This is a genomic window from Vreelandella maris (genome assembly GCF_013371085.1).
Lineage (GTDB): Bacteria > Pseudomonadota > Gammaproteobacteria > Pseudomonadales > Halomonadaceae > Vreelandella > Vreelandella maris.
Genome location: NZ_JABWCV010000015.1, coordinates 75,971 through 94,290, shown reverse-complemented (window position 1 = coordinate 94,290; position 18,320 = coordinate 75,971). Strand labels below are relative to the sequence as shown.

At 56.6% G+C, this 18,320-nt stretch carries 14 protein-coding genes; 10 read left to right on the top strand and 4 right to left on the bottom strand.

The genetic code is table 11. From position 1 onward, the window contains the following. Window positions 1–9 precede the first annotated feature (9 nt). Entirely contained in the window at window positions 10–2,061 is a 2,052-nt protein-coding gene (locus HUO07_RS14040) for an NADH:flavin oxidoreductase (RefSeq protein ID WP_176304108.1), read from the bottom strand. 173 nt (window positions 2,062–2,234) lie between these two features. Between HUO07_RS14040 and HUO07_RS14035 the strand changes: the two genes are divergently transcribed. Next, window positions 2,235–3,041: a pyrroline-5-carboxylate reductase family protein gene (locus HUO07_RS14035; protein ID WP_176304107.1), complete on the top strand. Its 807-nt coding sequence runs from the start codon at window positions 2,235–2,237 to the stop codon at window positions 3,039–3,041. Window positions 3,042–3,108: 67 nt separating this feature from the next. On the opposite strand, the gene HUO07_RS14030 is transcribed toward HUO07_RS14035, so the two are convergent. Both HUO07_RS14030 and HUO07_RS14025 read right to left on the bottom strand, forming a co-directional pair. Then, window positions 3,109–3,735, bottom strand: a complete 627-nt coding sequence (locus tag HUO07_RS14030; protein WP_176304106.1) for a TetR/AcrR family transcriptional regulator — start codon at window positions 3,733–3,735, stop codon at window positions 3,109–3,111. A 133-nt stretch (window positions 3,736–3,868) separates the two neighbouring features. Continuing rightward, a complete protein-coding gene (locus tag HUO07_RS14025) occupies window positions 3,869–5,155 on the bottom strand; it encodes an aromatic ring-hydroxylating oxygenase subunit alpha (RefSeq protein ID WP_176304105.1) in 1,287 nt (428 codons plus the stop codon). Between the two features lie 364 nt (window positions 5,156–5,519). On the opposite strand from HUO07_RS14025, the gene HUO07_RS14020 reads away from it, so the two are divergent. The 8 genes from HUO07_RS14020 (at window position 5,520) to HUO07_RS13985 (ending at window position 16,135) form a co-directional block, all read left to right on the top strand. Beyond that, window positions 5,520–6,626 (top strand): FAD-binding oxidoreductase, encoded by a 1,107-nt coding sequence (locus HUO07_RS14020; protein WP_176304104.1) that lies wholly within the window; start codon window positions 5,520–5,522, stop codon window positions 6,624–6,626. 297 nt (window positions 6,627–6,923) lie between these two features. Then, window positions 6,924–8,237 carry a serine hydroxymethyltransferase gene (gene glyA / locus HUO07_RS14015; RefSeq protein ID WP_176304103.1) on the top strand — a complete coding sequence of 438 codons (1,314 nt, stop codon included), beginning with the start codon at window positions 6,924–6,926 and terminating at the stop codon, window positions 8,235–8,237. 12 nt (window positions 8,238–8,249) lie between these two features. Then, window positions 8,250–9,500, top strand: a complete 1,251-nt coding sequence (locus HUO07_RS14010; RefSeq protein WP_101145558.1) for a sarcosine oxidase subunit beta family protein — start codon at window positions 8,250–8,252, stop codon at window positions 9,498–9,500. Between the two features lie 24 nt (window positions 9,501–9,524). After that, window positions 9,525–9,866 carry a sarcosine oxidase subunit delta gene (locus HUO07_RS14005; RefSeq protein ID WP_176304102.1) on the top strand — a complete coding sequence of 114 codons (342 nt, stop codon included), beginning with the start codon at window positions 9,525–9,527 and terminating at the stop codon, window positions 9,864–9,866. After that, on the top strand, window positions 9,863–12,913 hold the full coding sequence (locus tag HUO07_RS14000; RefSeq protein WP_176304101.1) for a sarcosine oxidase subunit alpha family protein: 3,051 nt from the start codon (window positions 9,863–9,865) through the stop codon (window positions 12,911–12,913). Before HUO07_RS14005 ends, HUO07_RS14000 begins: the two co-directional genes overlap by 4 nt. After that, window positions 12,906–13,541, top strand: coding sequence for a sarcosine oxidase subunit gamma (locus tag HUO07_RS13995; protein WP_176304100.1), 636 nt, complete (start codon window positions 12,906–12,908; stop codon window positions 13,539–13,541). Before HUO07_RS14000 ends, HUO07_RS13995 begins: the two co-directional genes overlap by 8 nt. Window positions 13,542–13,601: 60 nt before the next feature. Next, the gene (gene purU, locus HUO07_RS13990) at window positions 13,602–14,468 is read left to right on the top strand and encodes a formyltetrahydrofolate deformylase (RefSeq protein WP_176304099.1); all 867 of its coding nucleotides are present in this window, start codon (window positions 13,602–13,604) and stop codon (window positions 14,466–14,468) included. A gap of 284 nt (window positions 14,469–14,752) precedes the next feature. Then, entirely contained in the window at window positions 14,753–16,135 is a 1,383-nt protein-coding gene (locus tag HUO07_RS13985) for an L-serine ammonia-lyase (protein ID WP_176304098.1), read from the top strand. Between the two features lie 109 nt (window positions 16,136–16,244). On the opposite strand, the gene speB is transcribed toward HUO07_RS13985, so the two are convergent. Further along, on the bottom strand, window positions 16,245–17,147 hold the full coding sequence (speB, locus tag HUO07_RS13980) for an agmatinase (protein ID WP_176304125.1): 903 nt from the start codon (window positions 17,145–17,147) through the stop codon (window positions 16,245–16,247). A gap of 165 nt (window positions 17,148–17,312) precedes the next feature. Between speB and HUO07_RS13975 the strand changes: the two genes are divergently transcribed. Continuing rightward, window positions 17,313–18,236, top strand: coding sequence for a LysR family transcriptional regulator (locus tag HUO07_RS13975; protein WP_176304097.1), 924 nt, complete (start codon window positions 17,313–17,315; stop codon window positions 18,234–18,236). Window positions 18,237–18,320 lie beyond the last annotated feature (84 nt).

The window sequence follows — 18,320 nt, the reverse complement described above, 5'->3', positions numbered from 1 at the left end:
GCGGTTGTATTAAAGGTCTTTGACCAACCTGAGCGCGTCATAGATGGCCGCGTGGGTGTTCCGGGACTCGACGGCATCGCTGATCCGGAACAGCTGGAAGCGGCCATCCGGGTTGCTAGTCACGCTCTGGGGGGCGCCCACGATCAGGTCATCGTAATTCACCTCGCCGCGGTTGCTGGAGTGCGGTTTTAGCTCGAAATAGATGTCGGCCATCGGTGTAATGCCGTAGTTGACCACCACTTGGTCGATACGCCGCTCATGATTTATATCCTGCTGACCATGAACCGCATAATCGCTGGTGATTTCGGCGAGCAGTTGGCTGCCGTCGCGCTGCACGGACTTCAGCCGGTAAGTCGGTGTGAAGGTGACATTAGCGCGCTGTAGGGAACGCATGTAGGGCACCAGATTCATGGCCATAATCTCTGCCGAGAAGGTACGGTCCGGCGTCATAATCTCGAGCTCGGCCCCCGCAGCGGTAATGATCTCCGCCGCCTGCAGGGCAGCATGGTCGCCTGCGTCGTCGAACAGCAATATCCGTTTGCCTGGTAGCACGTGCCCCGAGAGAATATCCCAGGTATTGACGACTAAGTCGCTGCCGACCGCGGGCTGGTCTTCCATCGGGAAGCCACCGGTAGCCACGATCACCACATCCGGTTTTTCGGCGAGCACTTCCTCGGCTTCGGCCCAGACGTTGTAGCGGATCTCGACGCCGAGTGCTTCACAGCGCGACAGGCGCCAATCGATTATGCCCAGCATCTCGCGACGTCGCTCACTCTGCGCCGTGAGGCGTATCTGCCCGCCAGCATCGCTGGCGGCTTCGAACACCACCACCGAATGGCCACGCTCACCGGCAACACGAGCGGCTTCTAATCCTGCTGGCCCTGCGCCGATAATCACGACTCGCCGTTGCAGTGCCGCCTTGGGAATGGTGTGCGGCATGGTGGTTTCGCGCCCGGTGGCGGCGTTATGGATGCAGTAGGCGGCGCCGCCTTGATAGATGCGATCAAGGCAGTAGTTGGCACCGACGCAGGGGCGGATCTCTTCCTCTCGCCCTTCGGCGATCTTGCGCACGATGTGTGGGTCAGCCATGTGGGCGCGGGTCATGCCGATCATGTCGACCTTGCCTGAGGCGATGGCATAACGGGCAGTGGCGACATCCTGGATTTTGGCGCCATGGAAGGTGGGGAAGTCGATCTCACGACGTATTTCGCCGGCAAAATCCAGGTGTGGGGCGCTGGGCATGCCTTGGATGGGAATCACGTCGGTGAGCCCTGCGTCGGTGTCGATGTGGCCGCGAACCACGTTGAGGAAGTCGACCAGGCCGCTACTCTTCAAGCGTCGCGATATCTCCATTCCATCGCCGGATGTCAGCCCTCCCGGCAGCATCTCGTCGCCGGTGTAGCGCACGCCTACGATGAACGCGTCACCCACCCGCTGGCGAATAGCGCGCAGCACGTCGAAGGTGAAACGCAGTCGGTTATCGAGATCGCCGCCATAAGGTTCCTCAAGGGTATTGGTCAGTGGCGACCAGAACTGATCCATCAGGTGGCCATAGGCCTGTAGCTCGATGCCATCGAGACCGGCGGCATGCATGCGCTCGGCGGCATCGGCGTAATCGCGGATCAGGCGCTCGATATCCCAATCCTCTACCTGCTTGGGAAATGCGCGGTGGGACGCTTCGCGACGGTGAGAGGGCGACACTGCTGGCAGCCAGTCGCCCTTGTCCCAACGGGTGCGCCGACCCAGGTGGGTGAGTTGGATCATTACTGCGGTGCCGTGCTCGTGACAGGCATCGGTCAGCTCACGCATCCAGGGCACTACTTCATCCTTATAGGCGAGGATGTTATTGAATACGGGCGGGCTGTCCTTGGCCACCGCGGCGGATCCGGCTGTCATTGTCAGGCCAAGGCCTGCCTTGGCGCGCTCGACGTGGTAGGCACGGTAGAGCGCCTTGGGCATTCCATCCTCAGGATAAGCGGGCTCATGGGCTGTCATCATGAGCCTATTTTTTAGGGTGAGATGTTTTAGCTGGAAGGGCTGCAGCAGCGGATCGTTAACCATGGGTAGCGCTCTATTTTGTTGTGTATTTGACAAATTTAGGCGCCAATGTTCATAGTTGTCAATATAATGTTCATCAATGTACATAGCGGCAAGGCTGTGGCCGGTACAGGTCGCTATCACGCAGCTGGAGCGTTGCTGACACGAGGTTGGTTCGTGGCCTAGGAGGTGGAAACATGAGGCAAGACATCGTGATCGGCATCATCGGTGGGCAGGGGTGGATGGGGCGGGCCCTCGGGCTTGCCCTGCTGGAGCAGGGCATCGTGTCTGCTGATCGATTAGTCGTCTCATCGCGCTCCGGGAGCAGCAATGCTTACCGCGATTGGCGTGGCGTTCGCTGTGTTAAGAACAACCGTGAATTGGTTGGGTTGGTTGACGTCATCATTCTTTCGGTGCGGCCGCAAGATCTCACCAGCGTCGATATCGATGCTGGCGGGAAGTTGGTTATCTCCCTGCTGGCGATGGCTTCCTTGCAGGAAGTCTCTAGTCGAGTGGGGAGTGGCCGGGTAGTGCGCGCCATGCCGAACGCGGCGGCGGAAATCCGTCGGGCCTATTTTCCCTGGTTTGCCGCCCAGCAGGTCACAGAGGCTGACAAACGGCTGGTGCAAACGTTGTTGGAGAGCTGCGGCAAAGCACGGGAGGTCGCCAACGAGCGTGATCTCGATTATCTGACGGCCTTGAGCGGGGCTGGGCCTGCCTACCCCGCTTTGCTGGCGCAATCAATGTTGGAGCACGCTAAGCAGATGGGGATCGCCGACGATATCGCACTTGAGGCCGTCATGCAGACCCTGGTAGGCGGCAGCCTGTTGCTGGAAAGGCTGGGAACCGATCCCAGTGATATGGTTGAGCGACTGATTGCTTATGACGGCACTACGGCCCAGGGGCTGCGAACAATGCTGGATGAAGGTATCGACCAAGCGGTTCATCGTGGTCTTGAGGCGGCCCACCGGGTAGCCAATGGCACGGGTAAGGCGCCCTCATAGGCGCAACACCTAACTGAAGGCAAACGTCTGGGGGGCGCCGAACAGAACACTGCGCCTCTTAGGCGCTTTATTTCGCTATATAACCATGGCGGGCATGGAAGCGTTGTAATTCCCTTGCGCCAGGCGGCTGGCCGGTGAAGATTTCGACATAGGCGGGGATGCGCTGCATGCGCACCTCGAGCGGTTCCTGGGTCTTCATCGAGATATAGCCGATCTGGGTTAGGTAGATGGTGCGACCACGAACGTTGGCCGCCAGCGGATCATAGCCGTAACGCTGGAACATTCGCGCCAGTGCTTCGATACGGGTGGCATCAGCCGCATCGATTTCACTCACTACGGATGCTGACTGTAGCGCCCAGCTGCGCATGGCGAACTCTAACGGGGAGTCGAACAGGTTAGGGTCCAGCCAACAGTCGAAGACATTGAGCATCGCCTCGACGATATTTTCGGCATAGGCTTCGGTTTGATGCACTAGCCCTTGGGTATTCTTTTCACGCCAGCGTGCGATTAGTGCCTCCAGCAGCGCCTCGCGATCCTTGAAGAACCAGTAGAAACTGGTTCGAGAAAGCTTTAGTCGCTTGGCTAGGGAAAGAATGCGCACGCTATCGACGCCCGATTCGAGTAGCAGCTCAAACGCCGCATCAAGCCAGACGTCTTGAGAACCCTTGGCAGCGGGAATATCGGTGGATGGCATTGAGCAGGTCTCTAAGAATAGTCTAGGAATAGTGTGGCAAAGTGTACACAGGTGTCTCTTCTGTGTACACGGTGTCAGCTACTCTGTCCTAGTCCTAGTGACGGTCACTATCGCTGCCTTAATACTTCACGTTTTAACCTTGGGCTAAATGTAACGTCGGCGCATCGTGTTCTAAATTCTCAAGCATACGAGCAGCATACCAGTCGATAAAGTCGATAACACCGAACTCGTAGGTCTCGGAATATGGGCCGGGTTGGTAAGCCTTGGAGTTAATGCCACGCTGGTTCTCCTCGGCGAGTTGGCGGTCCTGGTCGTTGGTAGCATCCCACACGCGGCGCAACTTCTCGGGGTCGTAGTCAACGCCTTCCACGGCGTCCTTGTGAACCAGCCACTTGGTGGTCACCACGGTTTGCTGCGGGCCAAGCGGTAGCACGCGAAAGACCACTGCGTGATCGCCCATGAAATGGTTCCATGAGTTGGGCAGGTGCAGAATGCGCAGAGAGCCCATGTCAGGGTTTGATAAGCGGCCCATCAGCTTCTGACAGCCCGGTTTGCCGTCCATCGTCATCGACACAATGCCATCCAGCAGCGGCGTGCGGGTCAAGCGGTTGCGCCTGCCAAGCCGCGTCAACTGGTGAGGAACCTGCTCCCGATCCCAATCCGCCTGTTTGCGGGCCACCAACGCTTTGTAGGCGGGCGTTGCGCGCGGATCGTCGGTGTCATCAAACTCCTGCAGCGAGTTCAGCAACTCGGGGTGAGCGCCGTTGCAGTGATAACACTCGCGGTTGTTTTCAATCACCAGCTTCCAGTTGGCTTGCTCAACGATACTGGACTCGGTGGCGACCTTGACGTTGTCCATCTGGTACGGCTCGAGATAGTGCTCAAGCGTTGTTAGAAAGTCATCAATTGCGGGCGGCTCATCGCTCAGGTTGATAAAGACGAAACCGCCGGCAGTGCGCACATTGACCGGTTTGAGGCCAAATTGATCGAGCTTGAAGTCAGTGCCCATATCGCTACCGGCAAACAGCAAGCGGCCATCAAGTTCATAGGTCCACTGGTGATAGGGGCAGACAAGCTTGGCCACCTTGCCCTTATCTTTTACGCAAAGACGCGAGCCGCGGTGGCGGCAGACATTGTGAAACGCATGAATAATGCCGTCACTGCCTCGCACGATGACAATGGGGTTATCACCAATATCCAGTGTCATGAAGTTACCCTTGGCCGGGATCTCGCACGTCATGCCAGCAAACAGCCATTCCTTCTCGAAGACCTCCTGCATATCAAGCGCGAACAGGCGGGCATCGTTATAAAACGGCTGCGGAAGCGAAAAGGTACGCCCTCTTTCCTGCAGCATCTGGACCGTTGCCGCACGCGCCGCGGCGAGTGGGTCATCCATCCGGTTAGAAACACTTTTTTCCATTACCAGTATCCTCGTAAACCTCCGCTCCCCCCTCAAAGGGCTGCGAATCGGCCGATAGTCAAGATTGCGTCTCTTGTTGTTCTGTTGCGTAACCTGGCGTTTGATTTAAATGTGGCCTGACGTCAGGCACCGATTGTGTTGCAGGCGCTGCACTGTCAATTATCTGCCCGCGACATTAGATGGCGTAGCGGCGACTAAAAAAGAGGTTTCTAAACGATAGAGAGTGGCACGAGGTAAGTGTGAGTCGCTGTCAGGTAAGTCGGTTAGCGAGTGCATACCCAAAATGCAGCTCAAAGGTGCTGGCTGTATCGCAAATACGGTTCGGCGATGCATAGTGATGAAGGCTGTTCAGGCAGAGGCGATAATGACAACTAATTTCTTCAATCCGGTCACGACCCAAACCTGGACCAATGGCCGCCACCAGGTGCGTTGCGTCAAGGTGATCCAGGAAACCCAGGATGTGCGCACGTTCTGTTTCATGGCTGAGCAGCCTGTGCTGTTCTTCTTCAAGCCCGGTCAGTTCGTCACGCTGGAGCTTGAGATTGACCATCAGCCGATCATGCGCTCCTATACGATTTCCAGCTCTCCCTCTATTCCTTACAGCTTTTCAATCACCGTTAAACAGGTGCCGGGGGGCAAGGTATCCAATTGGCTACACGCAAATCTAAAGGTGGGCGATGAGCTGGCCGTGCACGGGCCGGTCGGTAATTTTAATTCGATTGATTACCCCGCCGAGAAAGTGCTGTTTCTCTCTGGCGGTGTGGGCATTACGCCCTTGATGTCCATGACGCGCTGGCTTTTCGATACCAATGCCGCTGTCGATGTTGAGTTCATACACAGTGCCCGCGCCCCGCGTGATGTGATTTATCACCGTGAGCTGGTGCATATGTTTTCGCGTATCCCTGAATTCAAGCTGCATATCATTTGCGAGAGCAAGGAAGATATTGGTGAGGCTTGGGCTGGCTACCGTGGTTACCTCACCCAGCCGCTGTTCGAACTGATGGTGCCGGACTTTATGGAGCGGGAGATCTTTTGTTGCGGCCCGACCCCCTACATGAACGCCATCAAAAATATTCTGCGTAGCAACAATTTCAACATGGATCATTACCATGAAGAGTCGTTTGGTGCTACACCAGTTGAAGTGCGTGAGGATGTCCGTGAGCTGGCCGAACAGGCAGAGGTCGACGCCGAAAATGTCGACACCAGCGATCTGCACAGCATCGAATTCGCCTCATCAGGGAAAAGTGTCCGTATCCAGCCGGGTGAGACGGTACATGCGGCAGCGGCCAAGCTGGGGCTGCATATTCCCAAGGCTTGCGGTATGGGTATTTGCGGTACTTGCCGAGTAGAGCTCAAATCAGGTGAAGTGGAAATGGAGCATAACGGCGGTATTACTGAAGAAGATGTTGAAGAGGGCTACATTCTGTCTTGCTGTAGTCGGCCTAAAGGGGATCTGGTGGTGGATTTTTAGCCCACGGCTAGCACCTTGCTACCCAGGTTCAAGCGCCCTAAACGGTTACTGCCCGTCTAGGGCGCTTTGCTTTTATGGGTAATAAGTCATCGTCCCTTCTACGAAGCATCCTAAATGATGCGGATGTCGCAAATGCATCGCGTGGTGACGTCGGCAAGCATCTTGGGGCCGGACACCAACGATAGTATCGCGGTAACAACGCGTTGATAGGGACTTTGGTTGAAAGCGACCTGGGTTTATCAGCATTAAAGAGTATGTCCAGCACTTAATAAAAAAGTGACTCATCAGGAGGCGGTAATGCTTCAAAATAATTTTTCGCCCAACGCCCGCTTGGCCAATTACGACTCGTTGCTTGCTGAGGCAATTGCTGAAGAAACGGTTCGCCAAGAAGCGCATATTGAATTGATCGCCTCCGAAAATTACACCAGCAAACTTGTGATGGAAGCGCAAGGCACACAGCTGACCAACAAGTATGCTGAAGGTTATCCAGGTCGCCGTTACTACGGCGGGTGTGAGTTCGTTGACAAGGTTGAAGCTCTCGCCATTGAGCGAGCTTGTAATTTATTTAGCGCCAACTATGCCAATGTGCAGCCACATTCCGGGGCTCAGGCTAATGCCGCCGTCTTCATGGCGCTGGTCTCTCCGGGCGATACCGTGTTGGGGATGAGCTTGGCCCACGGCGGCCACTTAACCCATGGCGCAGCCCCTAATTTCTCGGGCAAGCACTACAACGCCGTACAGTATGGCCTCAAGCCGGAAACCGGCGAAATCGACTACGAAGAAGTTGAGCGCCTGGCGCGTGAACATCAGCCGAAGATGATCATTGCGGGATTCTCTGCTTACTCACGCGTAGTGGACTGGCGGCGTTTTCGCACTATCGCCGATGAAGTGGGCGCTTGGTTGATGGTCGATATGGCGCATGTTGCGGGCTTGGTTGCCGCTGGCCTCTACCCAAGCCCGCTCCCATTTGCGCATGTGGTGACCACGACGACCCACAAAACGCTGCGTGGCCCTCGGGGTGGTTTGATACTCTCTGCCCATGGCGACGAAGCGCTCTATAAAAAGCTTAATGGGGCCGTGTTCCCAGGTCAGCAGGGCGGGCCGTTGATGCATGTGATCGCCGCCAAGGCGGTGGCTTTTAAGGAGGCCATGAACCAGGAGTTTGTGCGCTATCAACAGCAGGTGATTGATAACGCTCGGGCGATGGCCCATGTGTTCGTTGAGCGCGGCTATGACGTGGTGTCTGGCGGTACCGATGACCACCTCTTCCTTGTCTCCCTTATTCGCCAGGGCATTACCGGTAAGGATGCGGATGCAGCACTAGGCCGCGCGCATATCACGGTCAATAAGAACACGGTGCCCAATGACCCTCAGAGCCCCTTCGTAACGTCCGGCCTGCGTATTGGTACCCCGGCGGTCACCACGCGTGGTTTTGATGCCCACGAGTGTAGTGAGTTGGCGGGATGGATTTGCGACATCTTGGACGAGCTGGCCGCAGGCAAAGACACCGCTTCCATTGAAGCTAAAGTGCAAGCCAAAGTGGCTGATGTGTGTGCCCGGCATCCTGTCTACGCTGAAACTGCTGCTGAAGCCGTCGAATCCATTGCTTGAGAGGAGACCACTATGCAACGTTATTCCGGCTTCGGCCTGGTCAAGCACGCGCTGAGCCACCACGAGAACTGGGAGCGCCAGTGGCGCAACCCCACACCCAAGAAGCAGTACGATGTGATCATCGTCGGCGGTGGCGGCCACGGTTTGGCCACGGCCTACTACCTGGCGAAAGAGTTCGGCGTCAAAAACGTGGCGGTGATTGAGAAAGGTTGGCTGGGCGGCGGCAACACCGCCCGTAATACCACTATCGTGCGTTCCAACTATTTATGGGACGAATCGGCCGTCCTTTACGAACATGCCATGAAATTGTGGGAAGGGCTCTCGCAGGATCTGAACTATAACGTGATGTTCTCGCAGCGAGGGGTGCTCAATCTCGGGCATACCCTGCAGGACATGCGCGATATCCAACGCCGGGTTAACGCCAACCGCCTGAACGGTATCGATGGCGAGGTGCTGGATGCTAAGGGCGTACAGGCGTTGGTGCCGATCATGGACTGCTCCAAGAATGCTCGCTACCCGGTGATGGGCGCTTCATGGCAACCGCGCGCCGGGGTGGCGCGCCACGACGCCGTGGCCTGGGGCTATGCCCGCGGCGCCGATGCCCATGGCGTGGATATCCTTCAGCAGACCGAAGTCACCGGTTTCAAGATTCGTGACGGTCAGATCTACGGCGTACACACCAACCGTGGCGACATCGAGGCCAAGACCGTGGGCTGCGTGGCCGCCGGTAATTCCAGCGTGCTGGCTAAGATGGGAGGTTTTAACTTACCGCTGGAATCCCATCCATTGCAGGCGCTGGTGTCCGAACCGATCAAACCTATTCTCGATACGGTGGTGATGTCCAACCAGGTGCATGGCTACATCAGCCAGTCCGACAAGGGTGACCTAGTCATCGGTGCGGGCATCGACGGCTATAACGGCTATGGGCAACGTGGCAGTTATCCCACCGTGGAACATACCCTTCAGGCGATCGTCGAGATGTTCCCGATCTTCTCTCGGGTGCGCATGAACCGCCAGTGGGGCGGCATCGTCGATACCTGCCCCGACGCTTGCCCGATCATCTCCAAAACACCGGTGAAAGGGCTGTACTTCAACTGCGGTTGGGGCACCGGCGGCTTCAAGGCGACGCCAGGGTCGGGGCATGTGTTCGCCGCCAGCCTGGCCAAGGGGGAAATGCATCCCATCGCCGAGCCGTTCTCCATGTTCCGCTTCCACAGCGGTGCGCTGATCGACGAGCACGGCGCTGCTGGCGTGGCCCACTAGGGTTCATACGAGAGGAGTATTCGCATGTTCTATATCTACTGCCCCTACTGCGGCGAACACCGTGAGGAAGAGGAGTTTCACCCCAAGGGCCAGGCGCATATCGAGCGCCCCAAGGAACCCGAGGCGTGTAGTGACGAAGAGTGGGGTAACTACCTGTTTTTCCGCGACAACCCCCGTGGCGTACACCATGAAATGTGGGTGCATGCGGTGGGCTGTCGTAAGTTCTTCAACATGACGCGTCACACCGTGAGCTACGAGATTCTCGAGACCTACAAAATGGGCGAGCAGCCGTCGATTACCGCCGACAGCCAGGCTAAGCCTCGCGAGGCCGCCGCGGTAAGCCAACAAGAAGGAGTGCGGGCATGAGCCAGTCCAAGCAACAAATGTTCCGCCTTAACACGGGCGGGCGCATCGACCGCTCCCGCACGTTGAGCTTTACCTTTAACGGTCAGCGTTACCAAGGACACCCAGGGGATACCCTGGCCTCGGCGCTGCTGGCTAACGGCGTGGATATCGTCAACCGCAGCTTTAAATACTCGCGGCCTCGCGGCATCGTTGCCGCCGGTGCTGAAGAGCCGAATGCCATCGTGCAGTTGGGCAGCAACGAAGCGGCCCAGGTGCCCAACGTACGCGCCACCCAGCAGGCGTTATTTGACGGCTTGACCGCCTGTAGCACCAATGGCTGGCCGAACGTGCAGCGCGACCTAATGGGCTTGGTTGGCAAGCTGGGCGGGCAATTTATGCCGCCGGGCTTCTACTACAAGACTTTTATGGCGCCGGCCTCGATGTGGCTGACCTACGAGAAGTACATCCGCAAGGCTGCTGGCTTGGGGCGCAGCCCCATGGAAGCCGATCCGGATAGCTATGATCACTTCAATCAGCACTGCGATGTGCTGGTCGTCGGCGCAGGCGCCGCGGGTCTGGCGGCAGCGCTGGCCGCCGCGCGCAGCGGCGCTCGGGTGATCGTTGCCGATGAGCAGGAAGAAATGGGCGGATCGCTGTTGGCCAGCCGCGAAACTCTGGAAGGCAAGCCGGCGGACCAGTGGGTGGCCCGGGTGCTGGGCGAGTTGGCGAGCTACGAGAACGTCACGCTGCTGCCGCGCACCACGGCCAACGGCTATCACGATCACAATTTTGTGACGCTGCATGAGCGGCGCACCGAGCATCTGGGCGATACGGCGCCGGTGGAAAATGGCCACCGTCAGGTACGCGCGCGTCTGCACCGGGTTCGCGCCGGCCAGGTGATCCTGTCCACGGGCGCCCACGAGCGACCACTGGTTTACGCGGGCAATGACGTGCCGGGCAACCTGCTGGCCGGCGCTGTGTCGACCTACATTCGCCGCTATGGCGTGGCGCCGGGCCGCAAGCTGGTGCTCTCCACCAGCAACGACTACGGCTACCGCGCTGCCCTGGACTGGAAAGAGGCCGGTTGCGAGGTCGTCGCGATCGTGGACGCCCGCGAGGCGCCGGCGGGCGATTGGGTCGATGCCGCTCGCGCCCAGGGCATCAAAATCATTACTGGTAGTGCCGTGATTGAGGCGAAGGGCAGCAATCGGGTCACCGCTGCACGAGTTGCCAAGATCGATATTGACGCGTTCAAAGTGAGCGGCCCGGTTCAGGAACTGGCCTGCGACACCATTGCTAGTTCCGGCGGCTACAGCCCGGTGATTCACTTGGCTTCTCATACCGGCGCTCGGCCTACCTGGCGCGAAGATATTCTCGGCTTCGTGCCGGGGCTCGTGAAGGGCGTGCAGGCTTGCGGCGGGGCGAAGGGGACCTATACATTGGGCGATGTACTCGCCGAGGGTGTCGAGGCGGGTATCCGGGCGGCAGCCACCACGGGATACACCGCCCAGACGGTCAGCCTGCCTAGCGCTGAACGCCTTCAGCAGGGGCCTGCGGTGGCGCTCTTCCAGGTGCCCCACGAGAAGTCCACGCTGCGTGGTCCCAAACAGTTCGTCGACCTGCAGAACGACGTCACGGCGGCGGGTATCGAGCTGGCGACCCGGGAAGGCTTCGAGTCCATTGAACACATTAAGCGCTATACCGCGATGGGCTTCGGTACGGATCAGGGCAAGTTGGGCAATATCAACGGCATGGCGATTGCAGCCCGCTGTCTGAAACGATCCATCCCCGAGGTGGGCACCACGGTGTTCCGTCCCAACTATACCCCGGTGACTTTCGGTGCCATCGTCGGTCGCCACTGCCGTGATTTGTTCGATCCCGAACGTTACACCGCGCTTCACCATTGGCACGTGGAGCGTGGCGCCGAGTTCGAGGATGTCGGTCAGTGGAAGCGCCCCTGGTACTATCCACAAAAGGTGAATGGCAAGGCCGAGACGATACAGGAGGCGGTTGCTCGCGAGTGCCTGGCGGTGCGTGAGAAGGTCGGTATCCTCGACGCCTCGACGCTTGGCAAAATCGATATTCAAGGGCCGGATGCGCGTGAGTTTCTAGCGCGGGTTTACACCAACAAGTGGGAGAAACTGGCGGTCGGCAAGTGCCGTTACGGCCTGATGTGCAAGGACGATGGCATGGTCACCGACGACGGCGTGACGAGCTGTCTTGCTGAAAACCACTTTTTGATGACCACCACCACCGGTGGCGCTGCCGCGATTCTGGAATGGTTGGAGTTATGGCATCAGACCGAGTGGCCGGAACTGGATGTCTACTTCTCTTCAGTGACCGACCACTGGGCCACCATGACGATCACCGGCCCGGAAGCGCGCAAGCTGCTCGCTGAGATCAGTGATATCGATCTTGATCGCGATAGCTTTAAGTTTATGGATTGGCGCTCCGGGAAAGTGGCGGGGGTACCTGCACGGGTCTTCCGCATCTCCTTTACTGGTGAGCTGACCTTTGAGATCAACGTGCAAGCCAACTACGCCATGCATGTCTGGCAGACCCTGTTCAAGCATGGCGAGAAGTATGGCTTGACGCCCTATGGCACCGAAACCATGCACGTCCTGCGGGCGGAAAAGGGCTTTATTATCGTGGGTCAGGAAACCGACGGCTCTGTTACGCCGGAAGACCTGGGTATGCAGTGGGCAATCGGCTATGACAAGCCCTACTCATGGATTGGCAAGCGCGCCCTAACCCGTTCCGACACTAAGCGCGAGAACCGCAAGCAGCTGGTGGGGCTCAGGCCGAAAGACCCGAAGGTGGTGCTCGAAGAGGGTGCCCAGATCGTGCTTGATCCCAAGCATGCGATCCCTATGCCAATGGTGGGGCACGTGACCTCCAGCTATTACAGCCCGATCCTGGATTCAGGCTTTGCGCTAGCGGTAGTCAAGGGTGGCCACCAGAGGTTGGGTGAGACTGTCTATCTGCCCATGGCGGACGGCCAAACCTTTGAGGCCGAAATCGTCAGCACCATTTTCTACGACCCCAAGGGAGAGCGCCAGAATGTCTAACGCGGCCACCTTCGACACCCGTACTGATACCGCTATTCCGGTAGAGTCCCCGTTAGCCTATAGCTATCGCCGCAGCGGCGCTCCTCAGGCCGGCGGCTCAAGCCGGCTCCAGCTGCGCGAGCGGGCGATGCTGGGCCATTTGATCCTGCGTGGCGGCGCCATCGTTCTCGACGAGGCGGTGCGCGACGTGCTGGGGCTCAACCTGCCCGGCCGGCCCCAGACGCTGGTGCAGGACGCCAGCGGCGAGCGCTCTATTCAGTGGCTTTCCCCGGACGAGTGGCTGGTGATCGTACCCGGCGGTGAGGAATTTCCGCTGGAGACCAAGCTGCGCGAGCATTTGGGCAGCGCCCACTTTGCGATCAGCGATGTCAGCGGTGGTCAGACGTTGTTAGAGATTTCAGGCGAGGCCGCCCGAGAGTTGCTGATGAAAACGGTGATCTACGATGTTCATCCCAGCAACTTCCCGGTGGGCAAGGGCGTCACGACCGTCTTCGCCAAGGCGACCACCATTATTCGCCGCCCCAGCGAGGATCGTTGGGAGCTAGTGGTGCGGCGCAGCTTTGCCGACTACTGCTACCGCTGGTTACTGGATGCCGGGGCAGAATTCGGCGTTAACGTACAACAATAAGCGGGCAGGCCGGAACTGCATTCCAGCCCTACGCCTGCCGCTAACCGAGAAACATGCACTATGAGCCGAATGAGTGATACCTGGATACTTGCCGCCCAATGCCCAAGCCGTTTAGGGACGGTGGACGTCGTCACGCGCTTTCTAAAAGAGCAGCAGTGTTATATCACTGAACTCAACTCTTTCGATGATCGGCTCGGTGGCCGTTTTTTCATTCGCGCGGAGTTTCGCCCAGAGCGAGACGCGTTCCATGAAGAGCGCTTCCATACCGATTTTGCAGCGCGGGCGAACGAATTCGACATGCATTTTGAACTGACTGCGCCAGGAAAACGCACGGGAACCGTGATCCTCGTTTCGAAAGCGGATCACTGCTTAAATGATCTTCTCTATCGTTATCGTACCGGGCAACTGCCACTGGATATTAAAGCGGTGATTTCCAATCATCCGGATCTGGAGCCTTTGGCAAGGTGGCATGGCCTGCCTTATCACTATCTGCCGATCAGCCCAGAGACGAAATTGCAGCAGGAATCGCGAGTACGCGCCATCATTGCGGAAACTGACGCGGAACTGGTAGTGCTGGCAAGATACATGCAGGTGCTTTCGCCCTCCATGTGTGAACTGTTGGCAGGGCGTGCGATTAATATTCATCACTCTTTGCTACCTGGTTTTAAAGGCGCTAAGCCTTATCACCAAGCGTATGAGAAAGGGGTTAAGCTGGTCGGCGCAACGGCGCATTATATTAATAATGACCTTGATGAAGGGCCGATTATTGCCCAAGGGGTCGAGCCCGTCGACCATACTCATTATCCCGAAGACCTGGTTGCCAAGGGGCGTGATATCGAATGCTTAACGTTGGCCAGGGCGATTAGCTATCACTTAGAACGCCGTGTGTTTTTCTATTCAGGGCGCACGGTGGTTTTTGGTAATTAATGCTTTTCATAATACGTATTTAATTAACGCTGATGTTTAAAGTGCGTTTTTATAATGGGGTTGCTATCGCTAGGAACAGGCTTATTTTAGCGTGCTAAGAAACCCTTTATTTGACGTGCTTAATAGTCCGTTTGTTTTAATAGCGCTGTTTTTTTAACAGTGCTGTTTGATAAGTATAAAAACTATCAAGAAAGATGATGAAAAGTATTTATCGCCACATTAATGATTCTGTAAATCTCAGGCGTCGCCTGATTTCTCCTATTTAAATCTCAAAAGGTGAGCCAATGCCTATCAGTGTCTTCGACCTTTTTAAGATTGGAGTGGGCCCCTCCAGTTCACACACCGTGGGGCCTATGCAGGCAGCTTTTAAGTATGTAAACGCGCTGCGCGAAAACAACCTGCTTAATGATGTGGAACATCTTGAGGTTCATCTTTATGGTTCGCTATCAGCGACAGGGGTTGGGCATGCCACCGATCATGCGATCATTATGGGGCTGATGGGAGAACGTCCTGACACGATTGATCCCACGCTGATTGAGCCATCCATAAAATCGCTAAAAGAGAGTAGGCGGTTAAATCTGGGTCGACAAAAAGAAGTAACCTTTACGTGGGATAGCGATATTTATTTTCATGAAGAGTGTTTGCCTCATCACCCCAATGCCATGAGGCTGGCTGCGTTTACGCCTCAACGCCAATTATTGTATGAGAACACCTATTATTCGGTGGGTGGTGGTTTTGTAGTAGAGCAAGCCCAAGTGGATATGCCGCTAGACGATTTGGATGGGGCTATTATTCCGTACAACTTTGACACCGCCGATGAGCTCTTAGCGCTATGTAAAAAGGAGCAGCTAAGCGTCAGCCGATTGATGCTGGAAAATGAGAAGGTTTGGCGGACAGAGGAGGAGGTTAGAAACGAGCTGTGGCGTATCTGGCAAGTCATGTGTGAATGCATTGACAATGGATTGGCCCATGAAGGGGTATTGCCTGGTGGCTTGAACGTCAAACGACGGGCCAAGTTGCTTCACCAACGCCTTCAAGCGGCAGAGCAGAATGATTGCCTGATCGCCTCGACGTTTTCTGCGATGGAATGGGTGAATATCTTTGCCCTCGCCGTCAACGAAGAAAACGCCGCGGGCGGGCGCATGGTCACGGCGCCCACCAACGGCGCCGCGGGCATTATTCCCGCCGTCTTACACTATTATATGAAGTTTCAGCCCAACGCCTGCGAGAAAAATGTGGTGGATTTTCTGTTGGCGGCTGGCGCCATTGGCATTCTCTGCAAGAAAAATGCTTCTATTTCTGGCGCCGAAGTGGGCTGCCAAGGGGAGGTCGGGTCGGCATGTGCCATGGCGGCAGCCGGTTTAGCTGATGTGATGGGAGGAACGCCGGAACAAGTAGAGCACGCAGCAGAAATTGGGTTGGAACACAATTTAGGATTAACCTGCGATCCTGTGGGTGGATTAGTTCAGATTCCTTGTATCGAGCGCAACGCCATCGCAACGGTAAAGGCGATCAATGCCGCTCAGATGGCATTACGCGGCGATGGCACTCACTTTATATCGTTGGATAAAGTCATTCGTACCATGCGCGATACAGGGAGAGACATGTTGGATAAATACAAAGAAACATCCAAAGGTGGGTTAGCCGTTAATGCCATTGAGTGTTAAGTAGTTTTAACGTGAACTCTTGAAAATTTAGCCCCTTCTTAAGCAACATGTGACCTATATAGTTTGCTTATTCAGGGGCTTATCAAACCAACCATCACGTTTTCGGCAATCAACCCCGCTTAGACGCCGCCAGCGTATACAAAAACTCAAGCCCTAACGTCGCAGCAGCGAGCGACGTAATGTCGCCGTGATCGTAGGCAGGATTGACTTCCACCACATCCATGCCAACCAATTCCATGCCCACCATGCCGCGAATGACTTTCAGCATCAGGTCGGTAGACATGCCTCCGCAGACCGGGGTGCCGGTGCCGGGGGCGTAGGCGGGGTCCAGCCCATCAATGTCCAGGCTGACGTAAGCAGGATGATGACCCACTTTGGCGCGAATACGCTCCAGTACAGCGGCGGCACCGTGGTCGTTGACCCAGTCCGCATCCAGCACTTCATAAGGGTGATTGTGGCGGTCGTAGCTGGTGCGAATACCAATTTGCAGCGAGTGCTCGGGCACGACCAGGCCCTCTTTGAGGGCGTGATGGAAAATGGTGCCATGGTCGAAGCGCGTGCCTTGTTCGTAGGTGTCGGTGTGGGCGTCAAAGTGAATCAGTGCCAGCGGCCCGTGCACGCGTGCGTGAGCGCGCAGTAGCGGCAGGCTAATGTAATGGTCGCCGCCCAGGGTGAGCATCTTTTTACCCGCACTTAGCCAGCGCTGGGCATGATTTTCCAGATTATCGACCAAACTTTCGGGCTCGCCGTAGGCGTAATCCACGTTGCCTGAATCACATACCTTGAGGCGCTCTTCCAAGGCAAAATCCCAGGGCCAGCGTTTGCCTTCCCAGATCAAGTTAGCGGTACTTTGACGAATAGCATTCGGCCCCATGCGAGTACCTGCACGGCCGGAACACGCCAGATCAAAGGGCACGCCGCTCACCACGACCTCAGCGTCCGTCGCGTGCGGGTCAGTGGCTTTGGGCACGCCCATGAACGTGGAGATAACATCACCAAACAGGCTGGGCATGATCTGCGATTGGTTCACCTAGAGTGTTCTCCTATCGGCGTGCAGTAAAAGTGCGGCTGGCGCAGGGGTGTTGGCTACAAAGAAGCGCGACGATAAGGAATTTTTAGCGATGAATAAAATGAATGTTTAGAATGAAATCATTCTTCCTATCAATAGTGAGTCGTTATGCGTTCGCTCCGCCAATTTGATTTAAACCTGTTGTTAGTATTCGAGGCGCTCATGCGTGAACGCCACGTGACGCGCGCGGCTGAACGACTTTATTTGAGCCAGCCAGCCTTGAGCCATTCGCTAAAACGCCTGCGTGAGTCACTGGATGACCCGCTGTTTATTCGTACCGAAAAGGGCATGCAACCAACCCCACGGGCACAGGCGCTGCAGCCAGTCGTACAGCAAGCGCTGGCGCTTTTGAGGGAAGGCTTGGCGCCGCCTGCGCTGTTTTCACCCGCCAATAGCACCCGTCGTTTTACGCTGGCGACGACGGACTATTTTGAAGAAGTGATGTACCCAACGTTTCTTAGTCAACTGCTGGCCTATGCGCCGGGTATCAGTTTTTCCATTGAGCTCATTACCCAGGAAGTGTTGAGCGAGGGGTTAGAGCAGCGCCAAGTGGATATGGTCGTCGGGCTGGATAGCCAAAGTGTGCTACCCAGCGGCGTGATTCAGACTCCGTGGATGGACGAGGAACTGGTCTGCCTGGCTGCTAGCCATAACGAGCGCGTAGGCGAGGCACTGGATATTGCGCAGTTTGCCCGAGAGACCCATGTGGAACTGGCTGATATCAGCGGCCTGCTGCCCAGCAACATTGATAGCTGTTTAGCGCAGCACGGCTTAACCCGGCGGGTGATCTCTAAAAACCTTAACTACATTGCGGCGGCCCGCGTAGTGGCGCTGACGGAAGCGATCATGACGCTGCCGCGGCAAATGGCGGAGCGCTTTGTGACCATGCTGCCGGTGCGCTTGGTGGAGCCACCCAAGGAGCTACCATCGTTGAAAATGACCCTGATTCAGCATGGGCTGTATGCCAACGATCCTGCTAACGTGTGGCTCTATCAAGTGCTTACTGAGTTTGCTAACGAGTTTAGACGTTAGGTTAGCCATCATGCATACTACCTATGTTGTAATTAAACAACGCTGTTGTATCAAAGGTTGAATAGTATCTGGCAGTCACCCCGT